We start from the raw sequence: 25299 nt of genomic DNA on the forward strand, positions 1-25299 counted from the left end.
GATGATGAAGTAACGATTACAGTTGCTCTAAACGCGCGTAAGCTGTCACTAACCACTTAATCCCTTCACCGTTAAATGCCACTTGAACTCGACTCTGTGGACCACTCCCTTCGAAGTTGATGATAGTACCTTCACCAAACTTAGGGTGCTTCACACGAGACCCCAAACTAAAGCCTGTTTCATTGAAGTTCTCTTTCACAGCAGTTTGGCTAAAGCGACCACTGCTTGCCGGGCGACTCACTTGCGCTTTCATACGCACTTCATCCAGACAGGTCTCTGGCAGCTCACGAATAAAACGTGATGGTTTGTGGTACTTGTCCTGACCGTACAAACGACGCATTTCTGCGTAAGTGATGTAAAGCTTCTCCATCGCACGGGTCATGCCTACGTAACACAAGCGACGCTCTTCTTCTAAACGCCCCGCTTCTTCGGCCGACATCTGGCTTGGGAACATGCCTTCTTCGACACCCACCATGAATACCATTGGAAACTCTAGGCCTTTGGCACTGTGCAATGTCATTAACTGAACCGCATCGTCAAACTCATCGGCCTGACCTTCACCCGCCTCCAAAGCTGCGTGAGTTAGGAACGCCGTCAGCATGCTCATCTCATCCGCTTCTTCCGGCTTTTCAAACTGGCGCGTTGCCGTTACCAATTCTTCCAAGTTCTCAATACGTGCCTTCGACTTCTCACCCTTCTCTTGCTCGTACATCGCAAACAGACCCGACGATTTGATCACGTGGTCAGTTTGTTCATGCAGACTCAGTTCTAAAGTGTCATCTTCAAGCGCATTAATCAGCTCGATAAAGCGGCTCAATGCACCCGCAGCACGACCGGGTAGCACTTGCTCTTCTATCAAAGCAACACTTGCTTCCCACATGGTTGCACCACGATCACGCGCTGCAAGACGAATCGTTTCTAACGTTTTATCACCCAAGCCACGCGTTGGCGTGTTTACCACACGCTCAAACGCCGCATCATTACCGCGATTGCTCATTAGGCGCATGTAGCTCAAGGCGTCTCTAATTTCTTGACGCTCGAAGAATCGCATGCCGCCGTAAATTCGATAAGGTAGACCAGCTTGGATCAAAGCTTCTTCAAGAACACGCGATTGTGCGTTGTTACGATATAGCATTGCCGTATCTTCTAACGCACCGCCTTTCTCCTGCCACTCTTTGATTTTGCTAACCGTGAAACGCGCTTCATCTAACTCGTTATAAGCCGAGTACACAGAGATTGGCTCGCCATCGTTACCATCGGTCCACAGCTCTTTACCCATACGTTCGGTGTTGTTCGAAATAAGCTCGTTCGACGCCTGCAGAATGGTTTTGGTTGAACGGTAGTTTTGTTCAAGTCTAACCGTCGAAGCACCTGGGAATTCATCCAAGAATTTCTGAATATTTTCGATCTTCGCACCACGCCAGCCATAGATAGATTGGTCATCATCGCCTACGATCATCACGCGACAATCTGGGCCTGCCATCATACGCAGCCAAGCATATTGGATATTGTTGGTATCTTGGAATTCGTCGACAAGGATATGCTTGAAGCGAGCTTGGTAGTGCTCTCGGATGTGTTTCTTATCGCGCAATAGTTCATGCGATCTCAACAAGATTTCCGCAAAGTCGACCAATCCAGCACGGTCACATGCTTCTTGGTAAGCAGAGTAGATCTTTAACCACGTTTGAGTTATTGGATCATGGTAGGCGTCAATGTGACTTGGGCGCAGCCCTTCGTCTTTCTTACCATTGATCCACCAAGAAGCTTGCTTAGCAGGCCACTGTTTTTCATCGAGGTTTTGCGCTTTGATTAAGCGACGCAGCAAACGAATCTGATCATCTGAATCGATGATCTGGAAATCTTCTGGCAGTTTTGCATCTAGGTAGTGAGCACGAAGGATACGGTGACAGATACCATGGAAGGTACCGTTCCACATGCCTGACGAGCTACCCATCATCAACTCTTCAATACGACCACGCATCTCTGCTGCCGCTTTGTTGGTGAAGGTAACCGACATGATAGAGAACGGTGATGCTTGCTCAACGCTTTGCAGCCAAGCGATACGATGCACCAACACTCGCGTTTTACCACTACCAGCACCTGCCAGAATAAGTAGGTTTTCTAAAGGTGCCGCGACCGCCTCACGTTGTTTGTCGTTTAGGCCATCGAGTAAAAGCGAAGGATCTATCATTGGATATGCTCACTACTGGGTATTTATACATAAAAGTTGATTATAACCTAAACACTAGGCTGCGTTTAGAATAATAAGAAGAAAAAACAATCAAAAATTAACATTATAAAATCAGTAACTTAAACAATGAATCATCATTAATATTGATATTTTTTATAATGCCATGAAATTATTTCCTAGTTCTTCCTATCCTTTTTAGTAAGCAAGTTAACAATTCATTAACCTGCGATGTAAAAATACTATTAAGTCCTAGAGGGAATGACTATGAAAAATTCTAATCTTGCTGTTACAGCTGCAATCACAAGTGTACTAGCGTTTGGTGGTGCAGTTCTTACATCAGCACCTGCGGAAGCAGCAGCGAAAGAAAAATGCTACGGCGTGGCAAAAGCTGGCCAAAATGATTGTGCAACCAAAACAAGCTCATGTGCAGGTACAGCAAAAGAAGACAACCAATCCGATGCATTCGTAGTCGTTCCTAAAGGACTATGTGGCAAATTAGCTGGTGGTAACACTCAATCATCATAATTGAGCTGCTTAGTATGGTGGGCTGACCTTCAGCTCACCTCCACTTCCGATTAGGAGAACCGTTGTGACTCAAACTCTTCACCCCAATGCAGGGGTTGGCCTTAGAACACCGCACTTGGACTTCTTTAGCCAAAATCCATCTCTAGTGAGTTGGTTAGAGGTTCACAGCGAGAACTACTTTTTAGCTCAATCACCGCAACGCCAACAACTCAGAGAAATTCGTAACGCACATAGCATAAGTTGCCACGGTGTGGGTTTGTCTCTAGGTTCTGTTGAGCGCATCAACCCAAATCACTTGCTGCAGTTGAAAGAACTCATCGATGACATCGAGCCATTCTTGGTTTCTGATCATCTCAGCTGGAGTCAGACCGGCGGTCATTACTTCAATGACTTATTACCGCTGCCTTATACCGAAGAGGCGTTAGAAGTCTTTTGTCGAAATGTATTAGAGGTTCAAGATAGCCTGCAACGCCCTATGTTGATTGAGAACCCATCGAGTTACCTTGCTTTCAAGCATTCAACCATCCCAGAGTGGGAGTTTTTAGCCGAGGTACAGAAGCGTACTGAGTGTCGCCTATTACTCGATTTCAATAATATTTTTGTCTCATCTTTTAATCATGGCTTCAGCTGTGAAGAGTACTTAAGCGGAATTCCTGCAGACAAAGTGGAAGAGATTCACTTGGCAGGTTTTACCAAAAAGAAACTCGAACAAGGTGAGATCTGGATAGACACACACAGTAAACCTGTCTGTGACGAAGTGTGGAAACTCTATACTGACTGGATAGCACAACATGGTTCACGCCATACCTTGATTGAATGGGATCTCGATATCCCAGAGCCACAAGTTTTATTGGCTGAAGCAACCAAAGCCAGTGACATCTTGTATCAACACGACAAGTTCAACCAAAGGAGTCGCGCATCATGAGCCACTCCCTAGCAGATGTTCAATTGGAGTTTGCTAACGCCCTGCGCTATCAAAACAATGGTGAGCACTGCGACATAGTGAGCGACCATTTTACCGATGAACAGCGAATCCAGATTTACCGCAATAACTTTGTGATCAGCTTGAGCGAAGTTTTGGCAGCAACCTACCCACTCACTGAAATGTTGGTTGGAGAGGAGTGCTTCCAACAGATGGCTCGTCAACATGTCTTAAGTTATCCATCGACCTCTGGTGATGTCAGTGGTTACGGTGAACACTTTGCACAAACTATCCAAGCCTTTCCTGCCGTTATTGAGGCTGCACCTTATCTCGGTGAAGTGGCGTTGTATGAATGGCAGAAAGATAACCTGATGAGGTGCGCTTCAGAATCACATGTCGACCAACGTCCTCTTTCTTGTTTAGCCGATGTGCCACCAGAGCAACAAAGCGCTTTAGTCTTTCACCTCAAAAATTCAATAACGCTAATTAGCTCTAGTTACACGATTATCGCGCTTGAGCAAGCTATCTATCAGCAACAACTCGACGGGTTAGACATCAACCAACCTGAATTTGGGGTGTTAATCCGAGCCGAGAATTCACAGGTTGAGAGTCATTGTTTGACAGAAGAATGCCACCAACTATTAACTGAATTGCAATCGGGTCAAACGCTCGCTGAGATTGCCCCTTCACTACTACAACACCTGAATACTGTCATGGCGCTTAACGTCATCTCAGGTTTTTCAATCGATGCCGAATTGGAGACATAATATGGATAACAACACAGTCACGAACATGATGGCTCAATACGACAATTTGATTGAGAAATCACAGGCACTTTTTGTTCCTGTCCTACTTCTGTTTTGCCGCCTATGGGTGGCGTGGGTCTTCTTTAATTCTGGGTTAACCAAAATAGCAACTTGGGATAGCACTCTTTACTTGTTTGAGTTGGAATACCAAGTACCACTGCTACCTTGGGAATTAGCAGCTTACATGGGTACTGCCGCTGAGTTAATTCTGCCAGTGTTTTTAGCACTCGGTTTATTAACACGACCGATGGCCGCAGTGCTGTTCGTGTTCAACATCATAGCTGTCGTGTCTTACCCGGTGCTGTGGGAACAAGGTTTCTATGATCATCAGTTGTGGGGGTTAATGATTCTTATCGTTGTGGTATGGGGAGCCGGACCATTTTCACTTGATAGAATCTTGAAGAAACAATTTAGCAACTAGTCTTCGCCGTAGATTCAAAACGCAAAAAACCACTCAATTGAGTGGTTTTTTTTAACTGGCGTCAGCTTATTTATTTAGAAAAGCTTGTAGCTCTTCAGCAGAGATACCTTGCTCGGCTAGCTCTTTTGCGAGTAGCTGAACCTGCTCTCCCTTACGAGACTCTACCACTCGCTGAAATTGGTAAATGATATCTCGCAAAGTATCGATTGGAACTTGTTTTGCCGCACTGCGAATACGCTCTTCACTTTGGTTGCCTAGCTCTTTAAGCAGTTTACCAAACATGACCTTTTCAGGTGCATCTTCCATTTGTTCTAAGACGCGCGCCATTTCGTAGGTTGTTAATGACATTACAGTATTTTCCGTTGGGGACTAACGTTTCAATGAGTGACAAATATACCATGTTTTAACGTTTCGCAAACCGCCATTTGTATATTTTGTCACCCTTGTAACTTATGCCTTAGCAAACGTTGCGTGCCAAGACTTACCCGCCTTGCTCGCAAGCACTAGTAATGCAGGAACAATCAGGAACATTTGCAACGCGATCATCACTTGCGACGTTAAATCAAGACGTTGCATGGTACCCACAAGAAGTCCTGAACCACTCATTTGGAACAAGCCTAGTAACGCAGCTGCGGTGCCCGCACGGTCACCGAAAGGTTCCAGAGCTTTACCCGCCGCAGCACCAAGAATCCAAGCAAAGCCAACCGACGATAAGAAGATCGGTAGCATGAACGCGATTGGAGTCGCGTGTTTAGCAAGCACCAACATAATCACACCCGCTAAGCCCAGCGTTGAAATACCAACAACCAGTGCTTTATAAGTACCAAAACGGTCCATGAACTTCGGTGCAGTGAATGCAGCCGTGATGTTGATAACCGCATTAATACCAAACCAGAAGGTAAACTCGTTCATCGTCAAACCTAGGTTCTCCATCAACACAACCGGTGCAGAGGTAACGTAAGCAAGGATTACTGCCATCGCCATCAAGCACAATGTCGCATGGAAGATGAATGATGGTGTTTTCAGCACTGACCAGTAACGCTCTAGTTTGAACACAGCAACCTTCTCTGTCGCCGGGTTAGACTCTTTCATTTGGAAGAATAAGATACTGCCAACGACTACCGCGAAGCCAGCCATAAAGCTGAAGTTTGAGCGCCAGCCAAATTGATGCGTTAACCAAGCGCCAAGAATTGGTGCCAATGCAGGGATAAAACAGATCGCACCATTGAGGTAACTGATCATTCGGCCACTCTTCTCTGGGCCAAATAGATCGCGAACCGTTGCAAAGGCTGCTACAGAAGTCGCACAAGCTCCTAAGCCTTGTAGCAGCCGAGCTATTAGCATCATATCAATCGATTGAGCTGCCCACGCCAAGCAAGCACTCAATGCATAGATACTAACACCTCCCAATGCAACGGTTCGACGTCCTAACTTATCAGCCAAAGGGCCAGCAAACAGTTGGCCGACACCCATGGCAAATAAAAACCAAGTAATCGTATCTTGTGCTAGTGCATGTTCCACGTGAAACGCTGTCGAAATTTGTGGCAGAGCTGGTAGGTAGATATCAATAGCCAAAGGGCTAAATAGAACCAGCATTGCCAATAAAGCAACCTGCAGTTTACTAGGGGTTGGAAGCGCGTTAGAAGGCACAAGATTCTCCGGATGAGTTAATTTAGGTGCATAATAACCAACTAAAGATATGAACAAAAATGGCATATACTCATTAGCATTATTCCAAATAGGAAACTCACATGAATATCGAGAAACTATCGCGCCTCGACCTAAATCTATTAGTTTGCTTACAAGTACTGATGGAAGAGCTGAGTGTTACTCGCACTGCGCATCGATTATGCCTTAGCCAGTCAGCAGTGAGTAAGTCATTGGCCAAACTTCGTGAGCAATTTAATGACCCCCTTTTTACGCGAAGTGCTCATGGTCTGCGACCAACACCAAAGGCAGTCTTTCTCAAACCTAGATTAGAAACGCTGATCAACCAACTTGATGTGCTCACCCAACCAGAGACGTTCATTCCCAACAACAGTGACCACAGTTTTCACATTGCAGCGGTTGAAAGTGTCTACCCGTTGATTCTTCCTCACTTCTTACCTGCAATCTTTCGACAAGCCCCTAAGGTGAATATCAACACCCATGCTTGGACAGAGCAAACCTTTAAAAAATTGCAGCTTGGCGAACTCGATATCGGACTCACGGGTAAAGACATCGACATCAACGATGCACGTTTAACCATGTTGCCGCCAGATGATATTTGCGAACAAGAGATCTACCGTGATGCACAGATGTGTGTGCTAAGACGCAACCACCCTGCTCTGAGTGGCAAATGGGATCTGGAAACCTACCTTGCACAACGTCATGTACAAGTAAGATGTGATGGTAACGACCGTTGGTTACTCGACTACAAACTTGCCGACCTTGGTCACCAACGTGATATCGCTATTTCTGTTCCTGACTTCAATAGTGCGGCTAGCTTGTGCACCTACACTGACTTCGTGTTTACGGCACCAAGTCACTTCACCTACCTTGTTGCCAAACAGCTCGACTTAGTCGTTGTCCCTCTACCAATGGAATTTCCGCCGATGGCTTACACTCTGTTTTGGCACCGTGATAGAGAAAATGACCCAGCGTTAACTTGGTTGCGAGATATCATCAAAGAAAAAACTCTGCACCTTAGATAAAAATGGCGTACAGCGTTTGCAGCAAACGAACAAAAGCGCTAGCTTATTGACCTAATAAGTCCCCTCACATGTATATCTGCTGTGAGTGTTAACAAGGACCCTAACAATAAGGATAAACACAGATGCACAATATCACTGCGGAACGCGTTACTGCGGTTCGAGCTTGGCTTGAAGCAAACCAACTAGATGCGGTTATCATCCCACACGAAGATGAGTACCTAGGCGAATACGTTCCAGCTCATAACGAGCGACTTCACTGGTTAACTGGTTTCACTGGCTCTGCAGGTGCAGCGGTTATCACTCGTGAAAACGCTGCTATTTTTGTTGATGGTCGCTATACCGTTCAGGTTCGCAAGCAGGTACCAGCAGAGTTATTTGAGTATCGCCACCTTATTGAAGAGCCGGCTTTAGATTGGATCATCAATTCACTAGCACAAGGCAGTAAAGTTGCTTTCGACCCACGCATGCACACAGCGGCTTGGTTGAAAGGCGCACAAGCTAAACTGGCTGATAAAGTAGAACTCACCACATTAACAGCAAACCCGATTGATGAGCTTTGGTCTGATCGCCCTACACCTGTTGTATCTGATGTTCGCCTAATGGCGACCGACGCCGTTGGTCAATCAAGTGAAAGTAAACGTGCTGAAATTGCAGGCCTGCTAAAAGCCAAAGGTGCGGATGCCTCTATCCTTACTGAACTAGACTCTATTTGCTGGTTACTCAACGTTCGCGGTTTGGACGTGTCTCGCCTACCGGTTGTATTGTCTAATGCCATCATTCACGCCGATGAAAGCGTCGATTTCTTCTTAGACCCAGATCGTATCCCTGCAGGCTTTGAAGCGCACGTTGGTAATGGTATTCGTGTTTCTCACCCATCTGAGCTTGAAGCACGTCTTCAATCTTTAGAAGGTAAGAATGTGTCAGTTGATTCAGGTACAAGCAACGCTTGGTACACACTTGTTCTACAAAACGCTGGTGCTCATATCATTGAAGCAGCAGACCCATGCCTAATGCCAAAAGCAGCTAAAAACGCAACGGAAATTGCAGGTATGAAAGCGTGTCACATTCGAGATGGCGTTGCGATGGCCAAGTTCTTGTCTTGGATTGATGCTGAAGTCGCGCAAGGTAACCTACACAACGAAGCGGTACTAGCAGACAAAGTACAATCATTCCGCGAGCAAGACCCAACGCTGATGGACCTAAGTTTTGACACAATTTCAGCGGCAGGCGGCAACGCTGCAATGTGTCACTACAACCATGAGAACCAACCTGAACCAGGTCAGTTAGAGATGAATACTCTGTACCTAGTCGATTCAGGTGGTCAGTACTTAGATGGTACAACCGACATCACTCGTACTATCGCGATTGGCCAGCCAAGCGACGAGATGATCCAGCAGTTCACATTGGCACTTAAAGGTCACATCGGCATTGCACGTGCGCGTTTCCCACAGGGTACTCGTGGTTTCCAACTTGATATCCTAGCGCGTCAGCACTTATGGGCAGAAGGCTTCGACTATGACCACGGTACTGGTCACGGTGTTGGTCACTTCCTAAGTGTTCATGAAGGTCCGCAAAGTATCTCTAAGAAGCTTATCGACGTACCTCTTGTTGAAGGTATGGTGTTATCAAACGAGCCGGGTTACTACCGTGCTGATGAGTTTGGTATCCGCATCGAGAACCTAGAATTGGTCGTTGAGCTTCCTACTCAAGGTGACTTCTCAGTACTAACGTTTGAATCGCTAACACGTTGCCCTATTGATAGGCGCAACATCAACGTCGATCTACTGACACGACCTGAGCTTGCATGGCTAAACGATTACCACCAGAAAGTATGGAACGATGTTAGCCCATTAGTTGAAGGTGATACGTTGGAATGGCTACGCCAATCAACAACACCACTTGCTCACGCTTAATGACTTACTAGGTAGGTAACTGAACCCAAGCTAGTTGGCTCAGTTTGATATTAAAACGGCTACCCTTAGGTAGCCGTTTTTGTTTGTCGATTTCACATCATTGATGTTTCACGTGGAACATTAGCCCAGATGTTAGTTAGCCTGAGTAAGCACTGTGCCAATCTCGCCACACCGGGTCGAAGCCGCGTTGACGAATCATAGCCTCAACGTCAGCGGCACTTCTTTCATCACTTATCTCAAACTGTTCAAGCTCTTCCTCACCCGAAGCATAACCACCAGGTTGAGTTTTTGACGCGGCAGACATGCTAGTGATACCTAACGGCAACACGTTATCGCGGAACGTTGCAGACTCTCGAGTCGAAAGAGACAACTCAACCTCAGGGTTTAATAGTCGATAAGCGCAGATAAGTTGCACCAACTGCTTATCACTCATAATCGACTTAGGTTGCAAACCACCCTCACAAGGACGAAGACGTGGGAAAGAAATCGAGTAACGCGTTTGCCAGTAAGTTCGCTCTAAGTAATCCAAATGAGCGGCCACGAAGAAACAGTCTGTTCGCCAATCTTCCAAACCAATCAAAGCACCAATCCCTATCTTATCAATACCCGCTTTTGCCAGACGATCAGGCGTTTCGAGCCGGTATTCAAAATCCATTTTGTTGCCACGCAGGTGGTGCTCAGCATAAGTACTTGGGCTATATGTTTCTTGGTAAACCATCACAGCATCTAAGCCAAGGTTTTTTAGTTCCGCGTAGTCATCTTGATCGAGCGGCTGCACTTCCATCGCAAGGTAGTTAAATTGCGCTTTGATATTCGGTAGCACCTCACGGAAGTATTTCATTCCAACCTTGGTTTCATGCTCACCGGTCACCAACAATACACTATCGAACTTCATCTTTTTGATGGCCGCGCTCTCGGCATCAATTTCATCCAAAGTTAATGTACGACGCTTGATACGGTTCTCCATTGAGAAGCCACAGTAGGTACACGCATTCGCACACAAGTTCGATAAGTACAAAGGAATATACAGCGACATCGTATTACCAAATCGCTTACGCGTTAACGCCAACGATTGTTGTGCCATCTGCTCTAAGTAAGGTTCAGCCGCCGGAGAGATCAAAGCCTTAAAATCTTCTAAGTCACGTTTGGGTTTACTCAGAGCACGTTCAACATCCGCCGCCGTTTTACTGAAGATGGACATACCAATGTCATCCCAGTTGAGCTGTTTAAATCGATCAACAAACGTCATGGCAATACTACTCGTCTAGGAATGAAGTTAGCGGACTGGAAGCAACCGCGTGAGATACCTGACCAGCGAGACCAGCAAGGTAAGCCATACGACCCGCTTCAACTGCCAACTTGAAGGCAATCGCCATTTCAACAGGCTGTTGAGAAGCAGCAATCGCCGTATTCACTAACACAGCATCTGCACCCATTTCCATTGCACGTGCAGCATGTGATGGAGCACCAATGCCAGCATCAACAATCACAGGAACGTTCGCTTGGTCGATAATGATCTCTAGGAAGTCCGCTGAAGCAATTCCCTTATTCGAACCAATTGGTGCACCGAGTGGCATCACAGCTGCGCAGCCTACTTCTTCTAAGCGCTTGCACAATACAGGGTCCGCGTGGCAATAAGGCAAGACAACAAAGCCATCTTTCACTAGTTGCTCAGCAGCGTTAAGTGTCTCGATTGGGTCTGGCATCAAGTACTTTGGATCCGGATGAATCTCAAGCTTTAGCCAATTAGTACCTAGTGCTTCGCGAGCCAAGTGTGCTGCAAAAATTGCATCCTTCGCGTTCTTCGCACCAGAGGTATTCGGAAGTAGATTAACGCCAGCATCAATAATTGGCTGCAAAATATCATCTTGCTCAGAACGAATATCGACTCTCTTCAGTGCCATGGTTGCCAGTTGAGAACCTGACGCTTCGATAGCACTCGCCATCAAATGTTTGTTTGCGAACTTGCCGGTTCCAGTGAACAGACGTGATTGAAACGTTTTATCTGCGATGGTTAACATGGTTAGCCCCCTGCAATAGCTTGGAAAAGAGAGATGGAATCGCCTTCGTTGACGATGGTTTGTTGCCATTGACTGCGTGGTACAACCGCATTATTGATAGCAAATACACAACCCAAATCAGGTAGCGATAGTACTTGGATGATGTCTGAAAGAGACGACGATTGCGCAACCTGCTCTGGTTGCTCGTTTATAGAAATAGTTATGTGGCTCATTGTGCTTCTTCTTGTAGGTGTTGGATCGCCGTTGTGTTGCAAACCGGACATTCGCTATCTTGAGTGACCATTAGGTTTTGCCAGTTCATGGTCTGGCCATCGAACAGCTTTAGCTGATGCGTTACGACTTTAAACTCGCCACCGCTAATACGCTGAATAGCAGCAAGCGCTTGAAGGTTACCTATAGTACCGACCACTGGACCAATGATGCCGCTATCACTACAACGCGTTGTTTGTGGGTGGTGCTCAAACGGGAAAAGGCAGTGATAGCACCCTTTCTGGTTCTGATAATCAAAGACAATAAATTGACCTTTCCATCCGATTGCAGAACCCGAAATCAAAGGTGTATTAGCTTTGAAGCAAGCTCGGTTAACCTGCTGGCGTGACGCGAAATTATCAGTACAATCCAACACGAGATCAGCCAACATGACTTCTAATTCAAGTTGGCTTTCACTCATTCGTTGATTGATGGTTCTTACTTGGCTGCGGTCATTGAGTTCATTCAGTTGTTGTTTAAGTGCTTCGACCTTAGGTGAACCTAATTGGCTCTCCTTGAACGCTACCTGTCTCTGTAGGTTGGACGAATCAACACAATCATCATCGACCAACACAATTCTTCCCACACCAGAAGCTACAAGATAAAGAACAGCGGCATTACCCAAACCGCCGCAACCAATCACCAAAACATGGCTGTTTAACAGGTTTCGTTGCCCTTGCTCACCAACCTCAGGTAATGCAATTTGTCGTTGGTAACGAATGAACTCAAAGTCACTCAACATAGCTAGGCTCCCTCATAACCTCTTTACTCGTCATTAAAGACCTAGGAGCCATCAGATCATCGAAGAACTCGATCACTTCTTGTAGTTCTTTCGCTAATGTAATCGCACGTACAACCGCTAAGCTCGATACACCACAATCCCAAACCTGCGCAGCTGTCGATTGGTCAATACCACCAATAGCAACCGTCGGATAACCAGTAAGTTCTTCTGTGTATGGGATGGTATCAATTAGCTGTTGGTACAGAGATAAACGCACCAAACCTTGAGGCTTCGATGGCATCTGTTTCGTTGTGGTCGGAAATATATGGCCTAGTGCAATGTAGCTTGGATTGATTTGGACGATGCGCAGCAACTCATAATAACCATGAGTCGATAGACCGATCTTAATACCCGCTTGGCTCAGTTGGGAAAGGTTTGATTCTTCAATATCCTCTTGCCCAAGGTGCACACCAAAAGCACCGTGCTTAAGTGCAAGCTGCCAGTAATCATTAATAAAAACCTGAGCGTTATGTTCTCGACCAAGTTCGATCGATCGTGCGACTTGTTGCTCTAAGTCGGCTTGTTGAGGGTTCTTAATACGCAGTTGGACAGTGTTAGTCCCAAGTTTAAGCAACCTTTCTATCCACTCAACGTCATCAACAACCGGGTATAAGCCGAGGCTATTCTTTGTTAACTCAGGGAAAGAAAGTGATGTCCCTTGGTTGGCCCAACCAACGCTGATATTCAGTCGCTCGTCTTCAAGGATAGGGATAGGAAAATCTCGATAATGTGCAGGCCATGTTCCACGTGAAACATTCGATGCAGCGCGAGCTAAAACCAGCGCGTCTTCCAATGGAAATTCCAACGCCAATAAAGTAAGTAACCAAGCAAAGTGGCCACGACTATCTAATTCTTGATGAGCTGTAGTGTCACTCTTGATAACGCGATTAGCATCTAAGTGTGACCAGATATCCAGTACAGCTGAATCATCGGAGACTCCGATATAGACTGTGTTCGAAGCTTGAGTCAAAGCAGCACAAACATCGGTTAACGCGACTGAATTACTGTAATCAACAACATGCTTCAGTTGCGCTAACTGACACTCCGCCAATGAATCAACATCATGAGCAAAGCCAATAGATAGTGCCTGTTGAGCATCAACGATAGAGAAGTATCGAGTTGGGCTTACACCCAACTCAACTGCATCAGTTGCTAAACCTTGTCGTTTAGCAACCAATAGACAGTTTTGAACCTCCCCCGTTAACTCGATGTATTGAGATGGGATGAGAATCTTCACTGTCATTATTCCTCTAATTGAGCTTCTTTTGCGCCTACAGCAGGGTGATAAAGTTCAGAGCCAGTATCACGGAACTCTTGTGATTTTTGACGCATTCCCTCCAACGGGTTATCTAGCATCTTAATCTCTATAGCCTGATCTGCGGCTACTTGTTCTGTGTCTTTCGCATACTCTCGAACTTCTTGAGAAATCTTCATCGAGCAGAACTTAGGTCCACACATAGAGCAGAAGTGAGCAACCTTGCCCGACTCTTGTGGCAGGGTTTCATCGTGGAAAGAACGTGCTGTTTCTGGGTCTAAAGCTAGATTAAATTGGTCTTCCCAGCGGAATTCAAAACGAGCTTTAGATAATGCATTATCTCGGATTTGTGCGCCCGGGTGCCCTTTTGCCAAGTCTGCAGCATGTGCTGCCAGCTTGTAAGTAATCAAGCCAGTCTTAACATCTTCTTTATTGGGTAAGCCCAAATGCTCTTTAGGCGTTACATAACAAAGCATCGCACAACCGTACCAACCAATCATCGCCGCGCCAATTCCAGAGGTAATGTGGTCATAACCCGGTGCGATATCTGTAGTCAGCGGGCCTAATGTATAGAAAGGCGCTTCATGGCAGTGCTCCAACTGCTCGTCCATGTTCTCTTTGATAAGATGCATAGGTACATGTCCAGGGCCTTCAATGATCACCTGAACGTCGTATTCCCAAGCTACTTTGGTTAACTCACCTAGAGTACGTAACTCCGAGAATTGAGCCTCATCGTTGGCATCTGCAATAGAGCCTGGACGTAGGCCGTCACCCAGTGACAGAGCGACATCATACTTCGCACAGATCTCACAGATCTCGCGGAAGTGTGTGTATAAGAAGCTTTCTTGATGATGTGCAAGACACCATTTCGCGATAATAGATCCACCACGAGAGACAATACCAGTCACACGTTTAGCCGTCATAGGTACGTAACGAAGCAGTAAACCTGCATGGATAGTGAAGTAATCAACGCCCTGCTCTGCTTGTTCAATCAAGGTATCGCGCATCACTTCCCAGTTAAGGTCTTCGGCTACGCCATTCACTTTCTCAAGCGCCTGATACATAGGAACCGTACCAATTGGCACTGGGCTGTTACGCAGGATCCATTCGCGAGTCTCGTGGATATTACGGCCAGTAGAGAGGTCCATTACGGTATCGCCGCCCCAGCGGGTTGACCATACTAACTTCTCAACTTCTTCTTCAATTGAAGAGCTTACTGAAGAGTTACCGATATTGGCGTTCACTTTCACTAAGAAGTTTCGACCAATAATCATCGGTTCTGATTCTGGGTGGTTGATGTTTGAAGGGATAATAGCTCGACCTTCAGCAACCTCTTTACGCACGAACTCAGGAGTGATTTCTTTCGGCAGGTTTGCACCAAAGTTATGGCCAGGGTGTTGATGGTTAAGCTGCTCATCAGCGAACTTCTGACGTCCCATGTTCTCACGTATGGCAATGTACTCCATTTCAGGTGTGATAATACCCTGACGAGCATAGTGCAGCTGAGTAACACATTGGTCGCCAGTAGCGCGACGAATTCGAGGCAGGTTTCCGTAACGAAGGTCGTCTAGGGTTTCATCTTCTAAACGTTCTTTGGTGTAAACAGAGCTTACATCATCAAGCAATTCCGTATCACCACGCTCTTCAATCCATTGCTCTCGCAACTTAGGAAGGCCGCTATAAAGGTCTATTTCATGCGTAGGATCGGTATAAACACCGGAGGTGTCGTAGACATGAATAGGCTCATTAGGTTCGAATACAGGCTCTTTTTTGGTACCACCAACAAGGCTATCTGCGAGTGAAATTTCTCGTACAGGAACTTGAATATCCTCTCGAGAACCTTGTATGTAAGCTTTTTTTGAATTTGGATAAGGTTGTACGGATAAAGAATCGATGAAATTCTTCGCTTCCAGTCTTGCTTGTTTACGACTCGACATAGCATTTTTCCTTGGCTTTTAGCCATTATTTATAGGGATAAAAATGCTTGACGGATTAGATGCTACAAGAGGGATCACGGTAAGAAATACAGTTGTGATCTGGAGATAGATCTCTAGAAGGATTCTAGTTAGATATCTACTCTTGTTCCCTTCGCAGGTACTAGCCTGATCAGGTTCAACGGATCCCGAGTTAACGGTCTCAGCCATATGGCACTCCGACAAGTTCGATCGAGTATATAAAAACGGCTTGGATAAACCAAGCCGAGTTGTTAACAAATCGTAAGAAAGTTTTAAGACTTTATCAAAAGTTGGAAGCCGATCCATGCAGCTGAGATACTGAGAACCACGTTGAGCAGCACATTGAGCCCCATCTTAAAGAAAGCGCCCTGCTGCATAAGAAGCACGTTATCCATCGAAAATGTAGAGAACGTAGTCAATGCTCCAAGGAAACCGAGGCCAATGATCTGTCTCCATGGCTCCGTCGCAATCATCTCATTCTCGAATGCGGCAATGAGCAAGCCCATAATCAAAGAGCCGATCACGTTAACGGTTAGCGTACCATAAGGAAAACCACGCCCGAGCATCACCACACATAACTCTGAAATCAAATAGCGCGAACAAGCACCGAATGCGCCACCAATGGCAATAAAACCTAAAATAGATAACTGACCCATGAATCCTCCCAAATAACAGTCCCTATATTCTAGCTTTACCGCCGATAAAAGCGAGGGTAGAAACTTAGAATGCATGCGCAAAAATTAAACGTTACAGGTGTCACTTAACTTCAATATATCCCATTAGTCCCGTTTTCATGTGCTCAATGACATGACAGTGGTACATCCAACGTCCTGGGTTGTCTGCAACAAATGCAGCTTTAGCACGGCCGTTTTTTCCAAGTAACACAGTATCGGTATGGAAGGGCTCTTCTATTTTTTTACCATCAAGTTCCAATACAGTGAATGTATGACCATGAATATGAATTGGGTGATGGTACTGAGTGACGTTCTTGAGGTCGAATATATAAGTTTTACCTAACTCCAAAGTCGCCAACGGGTCTGGAACACTGTCTTTACTCATTCCCTCCCACGCACGTTTATTCGTAAGCCAAAACTTAGGCATCGACTTCCCATCTTTAGATACCGGTGATACCGCCCCTTCCCACTCAAACACAAAATCGATTTCTTCTGCATTAGCGAGATTTAAGTTAGGCACAGGATTGAGGGGCAATAAAGGAAGTGTTTGGCCTTCGATTAACGTTGAATCAACAGCCTCAAACTCACACAAGGAAAAAGGAAAACGCCCTTTCATTTGAAGGACACTCACTCGCTCCCCCGCCTTGGGAGCAATCAGCCCGAGATCGACACGCATACCTGGGCCAATCTTGTGTTGAGTCAGCTTATAAGGTGTCTTTACAGGGTTACCATCAATAGCAATGACCCATGCTTCAGCCCCCTCAATGGCTATAGGATAGGTAATCGTGTTATCAACATTAGCGATACGCAGCCGAGTCGTTGCATGCTGCTTCAATTTATAGATAGGTTCATGTACTCCATTAACGCTACTCCACTCTCCTGGCGTGCCCATACGAGCGCTGAGGCGAGGGATCATCAAGTCTTTCCACTGACCTTGTTTGTCGATATGCCAATGTTTAAGCATCAGAGCATGCTCTTCATCGAACTGAACTGCCGCACTCTCTTCGACAATAATAAGCCCGACCAAGCCCATACCAAGTTGCTTAACACTGTTCATGTGTGGGTGATACCAGAATGTACCCGCATCTGGTGGCGTGAACTCATAGACAAACGTTTCACCGGGCATAATCGGAGGCTGACTTAAGAAAGGAACCCCGTCCATTTCAATCGGAATTCTCAGGCCATGCCAATGAATTGTGGTCGGTTCTAATAGCTTGTTGGTAAATCGAATCGTTACCTTTTCGCCTTGTCGACAGCGAATAATCGGCGCTGGAGTCTGTCCATTAAAGGCTAAAACATTAGTACTAAATCCCTTCACCAACTCAGCGGTTGAAGGCTCAGCTGTTAAGTCATAAACGAACTTTCCTTGCTCATCAACAGACCGCTTCATTGAGCAAGCTGGTAGGACGGTTAGTGCAGATATAGCGAGAGATGATTGAATAAACTTACGACGGGAAATATCCATATTTGTTGCCTTTTAGTAATAACGACCAAAATGTAACAAAATATTGAGAATAATTCTCATAAAGAAGTATGGTTTGTGCTGTCGATTGTTTATAAAAGAAGCTGAGATAAGTAAGCACTTACACTTTTCAGGCTAGGTTCTGTTAAAGATAGGAATTGTCGAATAAATAGAAAGCAAAAAGGCTCTAGCATTTCTGCTAGAGCCTTAAATATGACAGGGGTGGACTGGGCCGGTACTCCGGAGATTAGACCGGGCTGGCTACTCTGCTCACAACATTGCTTCGTAGAAGCAACAGATATAAAAAAGCCCCAGCATTTCTGCTGAGGCTTTGATATGGCAGGGGTGGAGAGATTCGAACTCCCAACACGCGGATTTGGAATCCGCTGCTCTGCCAATTGGAGCTACACCCCTAAAACTTTTTACTACTTCAGATTCGAAAAAACCTCGCACTAGGCGAGGTTATCGAATAAGTGGCGGAGTGGACGGGACTCGAACCCGCGACCCCCGGCGTGACAGGCCGGTATTCTAACCAACTGAACTACCACTCCGCAGTGGTCAACTCACTAAGTGAGCGTCCATATCTCCAGGTTGGTCAACCTAAAGATTTAATTTAAAGCCTGGCGATGTCCTACTCTCACATGGGGAAGCCCCACACTACCATCGGCGCTATTGTGTTTCACTTCTGAGTTCGGCATGGAATCAGGTGGGTCCACAATGCTATGGTCGCCAAGCAAATTTTGCTTTTACTTTCAGTTTTTAAAAAACTGAAGGCAAAATAATCTGGAAAACTGATTTAAAAGTCTCTTCAAACTCATTCAAGCGTTTGGTATTTCTTTGAGTCCACAAAACCCCTTGGGTGTTGTATGGTTAAGCCTCACGGGCAATTAGTACAGGTTAGCTCAATGCCTCGCAGCACTTACACACCCTGCCTATCAACGTCGTAGTCTACGACAACCCTTTAGGACGCTTATAGCGCCAGGGAAAACTCATCTCAAGGCTCGCTTCCCGCTTAGATGCTTTCAGCGGTTATCGATTCCGAACTTAGCTACCGGGCAATGCCATTGGCATGACAACCCGAACACCAGAGGTTCGTCCACTCCGGTCCTCTCGTACTAGGAGCAGCCCCTTTCAATTTTCCAACGCCCACGGCAGATAGGGACCGAACTGTCTCACGACGTTCTAAACCCAGCTCGCGTACCACTTTAAATGGCGAACAGCCATACCCTTGGGACCGACTTCAGCCCCAGGATGTGATGAGCCGACATCGAGGTGCCAAACACCGCCGTCGATATGAACTCTTGGGCGGTATCAGCCTGTTATCCCCGGAGTACCTTTTATCCGTTGAGCGATGGCCCTTCCATTCAGAACCACCGGATCACTATGACCTGCTTTCGCACCTGCTCGAATTGTCATTCTCGCAGTCAAGCGGGCTTATGCCATTGCACTAACCACACGATGTCCAACCGTGTTTAGCCCACCTTCGTGCTCCTCCGTTACTCTTTGGGAGGAGACCGCCCCAGTCAAACTACCCACCAGGCACTGTCCGTAATCCCGATTCAGGGACCAACGTTAGAACATCAAAACTACAAGGGTGGTATTTCAAGGACGACTCCACCACATCTAGCGACGCGGTTTCAAAGTCTCCCACCTATCCTACACATGTAGGTTCAATGTTCAGTGCCAAGCTGTAGTAAAGGTTCACGGGGTCTTTCCGTCTAGCCGCGGGTACACTGCATCTTCACAGCGATTTCAATTTCACTGAGTCTCGGGTGGAGACAGCGTGGCCATCATTACGCCATTCGTGCAGGTCGGAACTTACCCGACAAGGAATTTCGCTACCTTAGGACCGTTATAGTTACGGCCGCCGTTTACCGGGGCTTCGATCAAGAGCTTCGACCGAAGTCTAACCCCATCAATTAACCTTCCGGCACCGGGCAGGCGTCACACCGTATACGTCATCTTACGATTTTGCACAGTGCTGTGTTTTTAATAAACAGTTGCAGCCACCTGGTATCTGCGACTCTCGTCTGCTCCATCCGCAAGGGACTTCACTGATAAGAGCGTACCTTCTCCCGAAGTTACGGTACCATTTTGCCTAGTTCCTTCACCCGAGTTCTCTCAAGCGCCTTGGTATTCTCTACCCGACCACCTGTGTCGGTTTGGGGTACGATTCCTTACAATCTGAAGCTTAGAGGCTTTTCCTGGAAGCATGGCATCAATGACTTCACTACCGTAGTAGCTCGACATCGTATCTCAGCGTTAGTAGCGGTCCGGATTTACCTAAACCACCCGCCTACGTACTTGAACCTGGACAACCGTCGCCAGGCCCACCTAGCCTTCTCCGTCCCCCCATCGCAATTGTAAGAAGTACGGGAATATTAACCCGTTTCCCATCGACTACGCCTTTCGGCCTCGCCTTAGGAGTCGACTTACCCTGCCCCGATTAACGTTGGACAGGAACCCTTGGTCTTCCGGCGAGGGAGTTTTTCACTCCCTTTATCGTTACTCATGTCAGCATTCGCACTTCTGATACCTCCAGCAGCCCTTACAGACCACCTTCAACGGCTTACAGAACGCTCCCCTACCCCACATACCCTAAGGTACGTAGCCGCAGCTTCGGTGTATAGCTTAGCCCCGTTACATCTTCCGCGCAGGCCGACTCGACCAGTGAGCTATTACGCTTTCTTTAAATGATGGCTGCTTCTAAGCCAACATCCTGGCTGTCTGAGCCTTCCCACATCGTTTCCCACTTAGCTATACTTTGGGACCTTAGCTGGCGGTCTGGGTTGTTTCCCTCTCCACGACGGACGTTAGCACCCGCCGTGTGTCTCCCGGATAGTACTTACTGGTATTCGGAGTTTGCAAAGGGTTGGTAAGTCGGGATGACCCCCTAGCCTTAACAGTGCTCTACCCCCAGTAGTATTCGTCCGAGGCGCTACCTAAATAGCTTTCGGGGAGAACCAGCTATCTCCAGGTTTGATTGGCCTTTCACCCCTAGCCACAAGTCATCCGCTAATTTTTCAACATTAGTCGGTTCGGTCCTCCAGTTGATGTTACTCAACCTTCAACCTGCCCATGGCTAGATCACCTGGTTTCGGGTCTAATCCTAGCAACTGTACGCCCAGTTAAGACTCGGTTTCCCTACGGCTCCCCTAAACGGTTAACCTTGCTACTAAAATTAAGTCGCTGACCCATTATACAAAAGGTACGCAGTCACACCACGAAGGTGCTCCTACTGCTTGTACGTACACGGTTTCAGGTTCTATTTCACTCCCCTCACAGGGGTTCTTTTCGCCTTTCCCTCACGGTACTGGTTCACTATCGGTCAGTCAGTAGTATTTAGCCTTGGAGGATGGTCCCCCCATATTCAGACAGGATATCACGTGTCCCGCCCTACTCGTTTTCACTGATTATGATGTGTCGGTTACGGGGCTATCACCCTTTACTGCGAGACTTTCCAGACTCTTCACCTGCATCATTAAAAGCTTAAGGGCTAATCCAATTTCGCTCGCCGCTACTTTCGGAATCTCGGTTGATTTCTCTTCCTCGGGGTACTTAGATGTTTCAGTTCCCCCGGTTTGCCTCCTGCTGCTATGTATTCACAACAGGATACTTACTTATGTAAGTGGGTTTCCCCATTCAGGAATCCCAGACTCAAAAGGTTATTACTACCTAATCTGGGCTTATCGCAAGTTATTACGCCTTTCATCGCCTCTGACTGCCAAGGCATCCACCGTGTACGCTTAGTCACTTAACCATACAACCCGAAAGGGTCTTAGCGTATGGCAACTAACCAAGGTTTTTGGTTGTCATTAAGAAGGGTTAATTCTCAATGACTGTTTGCCGGACTCAATGTGATTCAAACAAGTTTGAATCGAATACAAGACACTTGAATGTGTTTGTTGTGTTTATCTAAAAGATAAACATTGAGAACTTTTAAATTTGATTGAATTACTCGTAAGTAATCAATCAGTCAGCTTTCCAAATTGTTAAAGAGCATGAGACTTTAAGAACCAGTGTTCTAAAATTCACATTTTCTAAAGACTCTCACAGTCGAAAAATCCAACCAGCGACATAAGAAGTGGTTTGGAGTTTTAACTTCCAAGAATATTTAGAGAATGGTGGGCGATACCGGGCTCGAACCAGTGACCCCCTGCTTGTAAGGCAGGTGCTCTCCCAACTGAGCTAATCGCCCACTAAAAGTTTTAATTCCTTCGTGGAGAAAGAATGGTGGGTCGTGCAGGATTCGAACCTGCGACCAATTGATTAAAAGTCAACTGCTCTACCAACTGAGCTAACGACCCAATGGTATCCCGTAGGGGAGTCGAACCCCTGTTACCGCCGTGAAAGGGCGGTGTCCTAGGCCTCTAGACGAACGGGACACTGCTAATTTATTTCCACTTTAAAAAGTAGAAACAAACTTTGAAGAACTTGGGAGTTCTTCATCTCTTTGCTTTTCTAAACCTAATCAATCTGTGTGGACACTTATCGTGAATATCTTCGTATAAGGAGGTGATCCAGCCCCAGGTTCCCCTAGGGCTACCTTGTTACGACTTCACCCCAGTCATGAACCACAAAGTGGTGAGCGTCCTCCCCGAAAGGTTAAACTACCCACTTCTTTTGCAGCCCACTCCCATGGTGTGACGGGCGGTGTGTACAAGGCCCGGGAACGTATTCACCGTAGCATTCTGATCTACGATTACTAGCGATTCCGACTTCATGGAGTCGAGTTGCAGACTCCAATCCGGACTACGACGCACTTTTTGGGATTCGCTCACTATCGCTAGCTTGCTGCCCTCTGTATGCGCCATTGTAGCACGTGTGTAGCCCTACTCGTAAGGGCCATGATGACTTGACGTCGTCCCCACCTTCCTCCGGTTTATCACCGGCAGTCTCCCTGGAGTTCCCGACATTACTCGCTGGCAAACAAGGATAAGGGTTGCGCTCGTTGCGGGACTTAACCCAACATTTCACAACACGAGCTGACGACAGCCATGCAGCACCTGTCTCAGAGCTCCCGAAGGCACACCTGCGTCTCCGCTGGCTTCTCTGGATGTCAAGAGTAGGTAAGGTTCTTCGCGTTGCATCGAATTAAACCACATGCTCCACCGCTTGTGCGGGCCCCCGTCAATTCATTTGAGTTTTAATCTTGCGACCGTACTCCCCAGGCGGTCTACTTAACGCGTTAGCTCCGAAAGCCACGGCTCAAGGCCACAACCTCCAAGTAGACATCGTTTACGGCGTGGACTACCAGGGTATCTAATCCTGTTTGCTCCCCACGCTTTCGCATCTGAGTGTCAGTATCTGTCCAGGGGGCCGCCTTCGCCACTGGTATTCCTTCAGATCTCTACGCATTTCACCGCTACACCTGAAATTCTACCCCCCTCTACAGTACTCTAGTTCACCAGTTTCAAATGCAGTTCCGAGGTTGAGCCCCGGGCTTTCACATCTGACTTAATGAACCACCTGCATGCGCTTTACGCCCAGTAATTCCGATTAACGCTCGCACCCTCCGTATTACCGCGGCTGCTGGCACGGAGTTAGCCGGTGCTTCTTCTGTTGCTAACGTCAAGAGATGCAGCTATTAACTACACCCCCTTCCTCACAACTGAAAGTACTTTACAACCCGAAGGCCTTCTTCATACACGCGGCATGGCTGCATCAGGCTTTCGCCCATTGTGCAATATTCCCCACTGCTGCCTCCCGTAGGAGTCTGGACCGTGTCTCAGTTCCAGTGTGGCTGATCATCCTCTCAGACCAGCTAGGGATCGTCGCCTTGGTGAGCCATTACCTCACCAACTAGCTAATCCCACCTAGGCATATCTTGACGCGAGAGGCCCGAAGGTCCCCCTCTTTGGCCCGTAGGCATTATGCGGTATTAGCCATCGTTTCCAATGGTTATCCCCCACATCAAGGCAATTTCCTAGGCATTACTCACCCGTCCGCCGCTCGACGCCCATTAACGCACCCGAAGGATTGTTAGTGTCGTTTCCGCTCGACTTGCATGTGTTAGGCCTGCCGCCAGCGTTCAATCTGAGCCATGATCAAACTCTTCAATTTAAGATTTTGTGACTCAACGAATACTGACTTCAAAACTACTATGTAATTTTAAAGCTATTACCATTCCAACAGAATAGTAATGAATTGACTGTGCCAAAATTAAGTAAACTTAATTTCGTATTGGTCACTCAGTTCATTGAAATCAATTTTGATTCCGAAGAATCTGTTTTATCTAACGATAAAACGTTTTGATATTCATCAACGAGTGCCCACACAGATTGATAGGTTTAAATTGTTAAAGAGCTTTTCCTTTTTGAGCTTCGCTCAAATCGGACGGCCATTTTAGCGATTTAAGTTTTAGTGTCAACCACTATTTTCAAAACTTTTTTCAAGCGCTTAGCTTGGCTAATTTGACCTGCTGATTCGTTTTGGTTTCTGTTGAAGCCATCCCGTGTCAGCGAGGTGGCATTATAGAGATTTCGATCACACTGGCAAGCCCTTTTTTTCAGTTTTTCTTACTTTTTTGATTGTTCGAGCGTTTTTTGTTCAAAACTCCCCATTTTCACTAGTATTCCCCTTAATTAAGGGCTTAAGGTGCCTATATAAAGGAGGATTTATGAGTTCAATACGCAGTTATAAAGGAATATCCCCCCAGATTGGACAAGGTGTCTATATAGATACAAGTTCGGTACTGGTTGGTGATATCAAAATCGGTGACGACTCTAGCGTGTGGCCTTTGGTTGCAGCTCGAGGAGATGTAAACCACATTCATATTGGAGATAGAACGAATATCCAAGACGGCAGCGTTTTGCACGTCACCCATAAGAATGCAGAAAACCCTGAGGGCTATCCTCTATTAATAGGTAATGATGTCACTATCGGACATAAAGTAATGCTGCATGGCTGCACAATTGAAGATCGTGTACTTGTTGGCATGGGAGCTATCGTGTTGGATGGCGTGATTATCAAACAAGAAGTCATGATTGGTGCTGGTAGCTTAGTGCCGCCTAATAAGGTACTTGAAAGCGGTTACCTATATGTAGGAAGCCCAGTAAAACAAGCACGCCCATTAAATGATAAAGAGCGTGCCTTTTTACAGAAGTCCGCTGACAACTATGTTCAGAATAAAAACGACTATCTAGACTCTGTACTTCCAGTCTAAAGCGCTTTGATCTGAATCCGATTAGAGGAGTCATACTCCTCTTCTTCTATTAACTCTTCCGCTAGCTCTTCAATATCGAAACGTAACTCAGAAAAGATAACTAAAGCTTGATCGCCTTCTTCTATATCTCTACCTGCCAATCGTGATAATTCTTCAATAGACATGACACATTCAATCAATGCGCCCGACTGTTGTGCAGGGAAGGTGATTGTTTGATTCTCTTCATTCCAATCTTGGATATCTGGAAATAGAATTGATTGATTCAT

Annotated in this window: 19 protein-coding genes, 5 tRNA genes, 3 rRNA genes and 1 riboswitch; of the genes, 7 read left to right on the forward strand and 20 right to left on the reverse strand. The window is 46.4% G+C overall.

Going from position 1 to position 25299, the window contains the following annotated elements:
• Positions 1-16: 16 nt before the first annotated feature.
• The gene (gene uvrD, locus OC193_RS15335; protein ID WP_048662853.1) at positions 17-2191 is read right to left on the reverse strand and encodes a DNA helicase II; all 2175 of its coding nucleotides are present in this window, start codon (positions 2189-2191) and stop codon (positions 17-19) included.
• A 264-nt stretch (positions 2192-2455) separates the two neighbouring features.
• Between uvrD and OC193_RS15340 the strand changes: the two genes are divergently transcribed.
• From OC193_RS15340 to OC193_RS15355, 4 genes are all read left to right on the forward strand, one after another.
• Positions 2456-2716, forward strand: a complete 261-nt coding sequence (locus OC193_RS15340) for a BufA1 family periplasmic bufferin-type metallophore (protein ID WP_048662852.1) — start codon at positions 2456-2458, stop codon at positions 2714-2716.
• A gap of 64 nt (positions 2717-2780) precedes the next feature.
• Positions 2781-3641, forward strand: a complete 861-nt coding sequence (bufB, locus tag OC193_RS15345) for an MNIO family bufferin maturase (protein WP_048662851.1) — start codon at positions 2781-2783, stop codon at positions 3639-3641.
• Positions 3638-4405 carry an HvfC/BufC N-terminal domain-containing protein gene (locus OC193_RS15350; protein ID WP_048662850.1) on the forward strand — a complete coding sequence of 256 codons (768 nt, stop codon included), beginning with the start codon at positions 3638-3640 and terminating at the stop codon, positions 4403-4405. The genes bufB and OC193_RS15350 overlap by 4 nt, the downstream gene beginning before the upstream one ends.
• A gap of 1 nt (position 4406) precedes the next feature.
• The gene (locus OC193_RS15355; RefSeq protein WP_048661185.1) at positions 4407-4865 is read left to right on the forward strand and encodes a DoxX family protein; all 459 of its coding nucleotides are present in this window, start codon (positions 4407-4409) and stop codon (positions 4863-4865) included.
• A 66-nt stretch (positions 4866-4931) separates the two neighbouring features.
• On the opposite strand, the gene tsrA is transcribed toward OC193_RS15355, so the two are convergent.
• Both tsrA and OC193_RS15365 read right to left on the reverse strand, forming a co-directional pair.
• Positions 4932-5213, reverse strand: coding sequence for an H-NS-like global regulator TsrA (gene tsrA / locus OC193_RS15360; RefSeq protein ID WP_009848181.1), 282 nt, complete (start codon positions 5211-5213; stop codon positions 4932-4934).
• A 102-nt stretch (positions 5214-5315) separates the two neighbouring features.
• Positions 5316-6515, reverse strand: a complete 1200-nt coding sequence (locus OC193_RS15365; protein ID WP_196299410.1) for a multidrug effflux MFS transporter — start codon at positions 6513-6515, stop codon at positions 5316-5318.
• A 101-nt stretch (positions 6516-6616) separates the two neighbouring features.
• Here OC193_RS15365 and OC193_RS15370 point away from each other — a divergent pair, with 101 nt between their 5' ends.
• Both OC193_RS15370 and OC193_RS15375 read left to right on the forward strand, forming a co-directional pair.
• Positions 6617-7558, forward strand: coding sequence for a LysR family transcriptional regulator (locus tag OC193_RS15370; RefSeq protein ID WP_012605070.1), 942 nt, complete (start codon positions 6617-6619; stop codon positions 7556-7558).
• 122 nt (positions 7559-7680) lie between these two features.
• Positions 7681-9471 carry an aminopeptidase P family protein gene (locus tag OC193_RS15375; RefSeq protein WP_048662849.1) on the forward strand — a complete coding sequence of 597 codons (1791 nt, stop codon included), beginning with the start codon at positions 7681-7683 and terminating at the stop codon, positions 9469-9471.
• A gap of 136 nt (positions 9472-9607) precedes the next feature.
• Here the strand turns inward: OC193_RS15375 and thiH are convergent, their stop codons facing one another.
• From thiH to OC193_RS15455, 16 genes are all read right to left on the reverse strand, one after another.
• Positions 9608-10720 (reverse strand): 2-iminoacetate synthase ThiH, encoded by a 1113-nt coding sequence (thiH, locus tag OC193_RS15380; protein WP_048662848.1) that lies wholly within the window; start codon positions 10718-10720, stop codon positions 9608-9610.
• A gap of 7 nt (positions 10721-10727) precedes the next feature.
• Positions 10728-11492, reverse strand: coding sequence for a thiazole synthase (locus OC193_RS15385; protein ID WP_048662847.1), 765 nt, complete (start codon positions 11490-11492; stop codon positions 10728-10730).
• A gap of 2 nt (positions 11493-11494) precedes the next feature.
• Positions 11495-11704 (reverse strand): sulfur carrier protein ThiS, encoded by a 210-nt coding sequence (gene thiS / locus OC193_RS15390; protein WP_048662846.1) that lies wholly within the window; start codon positions 11702-11704, stop codon positions 11495-11497.
• On the reverse strand, positions 11701-12483 hold the full coding sequence (locus tag OC193_RS15395) for a HesA/MoeB/ThiF family protein (protein WP_048662845.1): 783 nt from the start codon (positions 12481-12483) through the stop codon (positions 11701-11703). Before OC193_RS15395 ends, thiS begins: the two co-directional genes overlap by 4 nt.
• Complete coding sequence (locus tag OC193_RS15400; RefSeq protein WP_048662844.1) at positions 12473-13765, reverse strand: thiamine phosphate synthase; 1293 nt, start codon at positions 13763-13765, stop codon at positions 12473-12475. The genes OC193_RS15395 and OC193_RS15400 overlap by 11 nt, the downstream gene beginning before the upstream one ends.
• The gene (thiC, locus tag OC193_RS15405) at positions 13765-15714 is read right to left on the reverse strand and encodes a phosphomethylpyrimidine synthase ThiC (protein WP_017062996.1); all 1950 of its coding nucleotides are present in this window, start codon (positions 15712-15714) and stop codon (positions 13765-13767) included. Before thiC ends, OC193_RS15400 begins: the two co-directional genes overlap by 1 nt.
• 129 nt (positions 15715-15843) lie before the next feature.
• Positions 15844-15942, reverse strand: a riboswitch (TPP riboswitch).
• Between the two features lie 62 nt (positions 15943-16004).
• The gene (crcB, locus tag OC193_RS15410) at positions 16005-16388 is read right to left on the reverse strand and encodes a fluoride efflux transporter CrcB (protein WP_017069597.1); all 384 of its coding nucleotides are present in this window, start codon (positions 16386-16388) and stop codon (positions 16005-16007) included.
• A gap of 100 nt (positions 16389-16488) precedes the next feature.
• On the reverse strand, positions 16489-17871 hold the full coding sequence (locus OC193_RS15415; protein WP_048661194.1) for a multicopper oxidase family protein: 1383 nt from the start codon (positions 17869-17871) through the stop codon (positions 16489-16491).
• A gap of 334 nt (positions 17872-18205) precedes the next feature.
• Positions 18206-18282 (reverse strand) — tRNA-Trp (locus OC193_RS15420).
• Between the two features lie 60 nt (positions 18283-18342).
• A tRNA-Asp gene (locus OC193_RS15425) sits at positions 18343-18419 on the reverse strand.
• Positions 18420-18486: 67 nt separating this feature from the next.
• Positions 18487-18602: ribosomal RNA gene (rrf, locus tag OC193_RS15430) — 5S ribosomal RNA — on the reverse strand.
• A 132-nt stretch (positions 18603-18734) separates the two neighbouring features.
• Positions 18735-21628, reverse strand: a 23S ribosomal RNA gene (locus OC193_RS15435).
• 362 nt (positions 21629-21990) lie between these two features.
• Positions 21991-22066, reverse strand: a tRNA-Val gene (locus OC193_RS15440).
• Positions 22067-22099: 33 nt separating this feature from the next.
• Positions 22100-22175 (reverse strand) — tRNA-Lys (locus tag OC193_RS15445).
• A gap of 2 nt (positions 22176-22177) precedes the next feature.
• A tRNA-Glu gene (locus OC193_RS15450) sits at positions 22178-22253 on the reverse strand.
• A gap of 123 nt (positions 22254-22376) precedes the next feature.
• A 16S ribosomal RNA gene (locus OC193_RS15455) occupies positions 22377-23931 on the reverse strand.
• The 16S, 23S and 5S rRNA genes sit together here with 5 tRNA genes alongside, the layout of an rRNA operon.
• Positions 23932-24487: 556 nt before the next feature.
• On the opposite strand from OC193_RS15455, the gene OC193_RS15460 reads away from it, so the two are divergent.
• Positions 24488-25033 carry a gamma carbonic anhydrase family protein gene (locus OC193_RS15460; protein WP_048657843.1) on the forward strand — a complete coding sequence of 182 codons (546 nt, stop codon included), beginning with the start codon at positions 24488-24490 and terminating at the stop codon, positions 25031-25033.
• Here OC193_RS15460 and OC193_RS15465 read toward each other — a convergent pair.
• Positions 25030-25299: a DUF1488 family protein gene (locus OC193_RS15465; RefSeq protein ID WP_048662686.1), complete on the reverse strand. Its 270-nt coding sequence runs from the start codon at positions 25297-25299 to the stop codon at positions 25030-25032. The two genes, OC193_RS15460 and OC193_RS15465, sit on opposite strands and share 4 nt — an antisense overlap.

The sequence above is a fragment of the Vibrio crassostreae genome (assembly GCF_024347415.1).
GTDB classification, from domain to species: domain Bacteria; phylum Pseudomonadota; class Gammaproteobacteria; order Enterobacterales; family Vibrionaceae; genus Vibrio; species Vibrio crassostreae.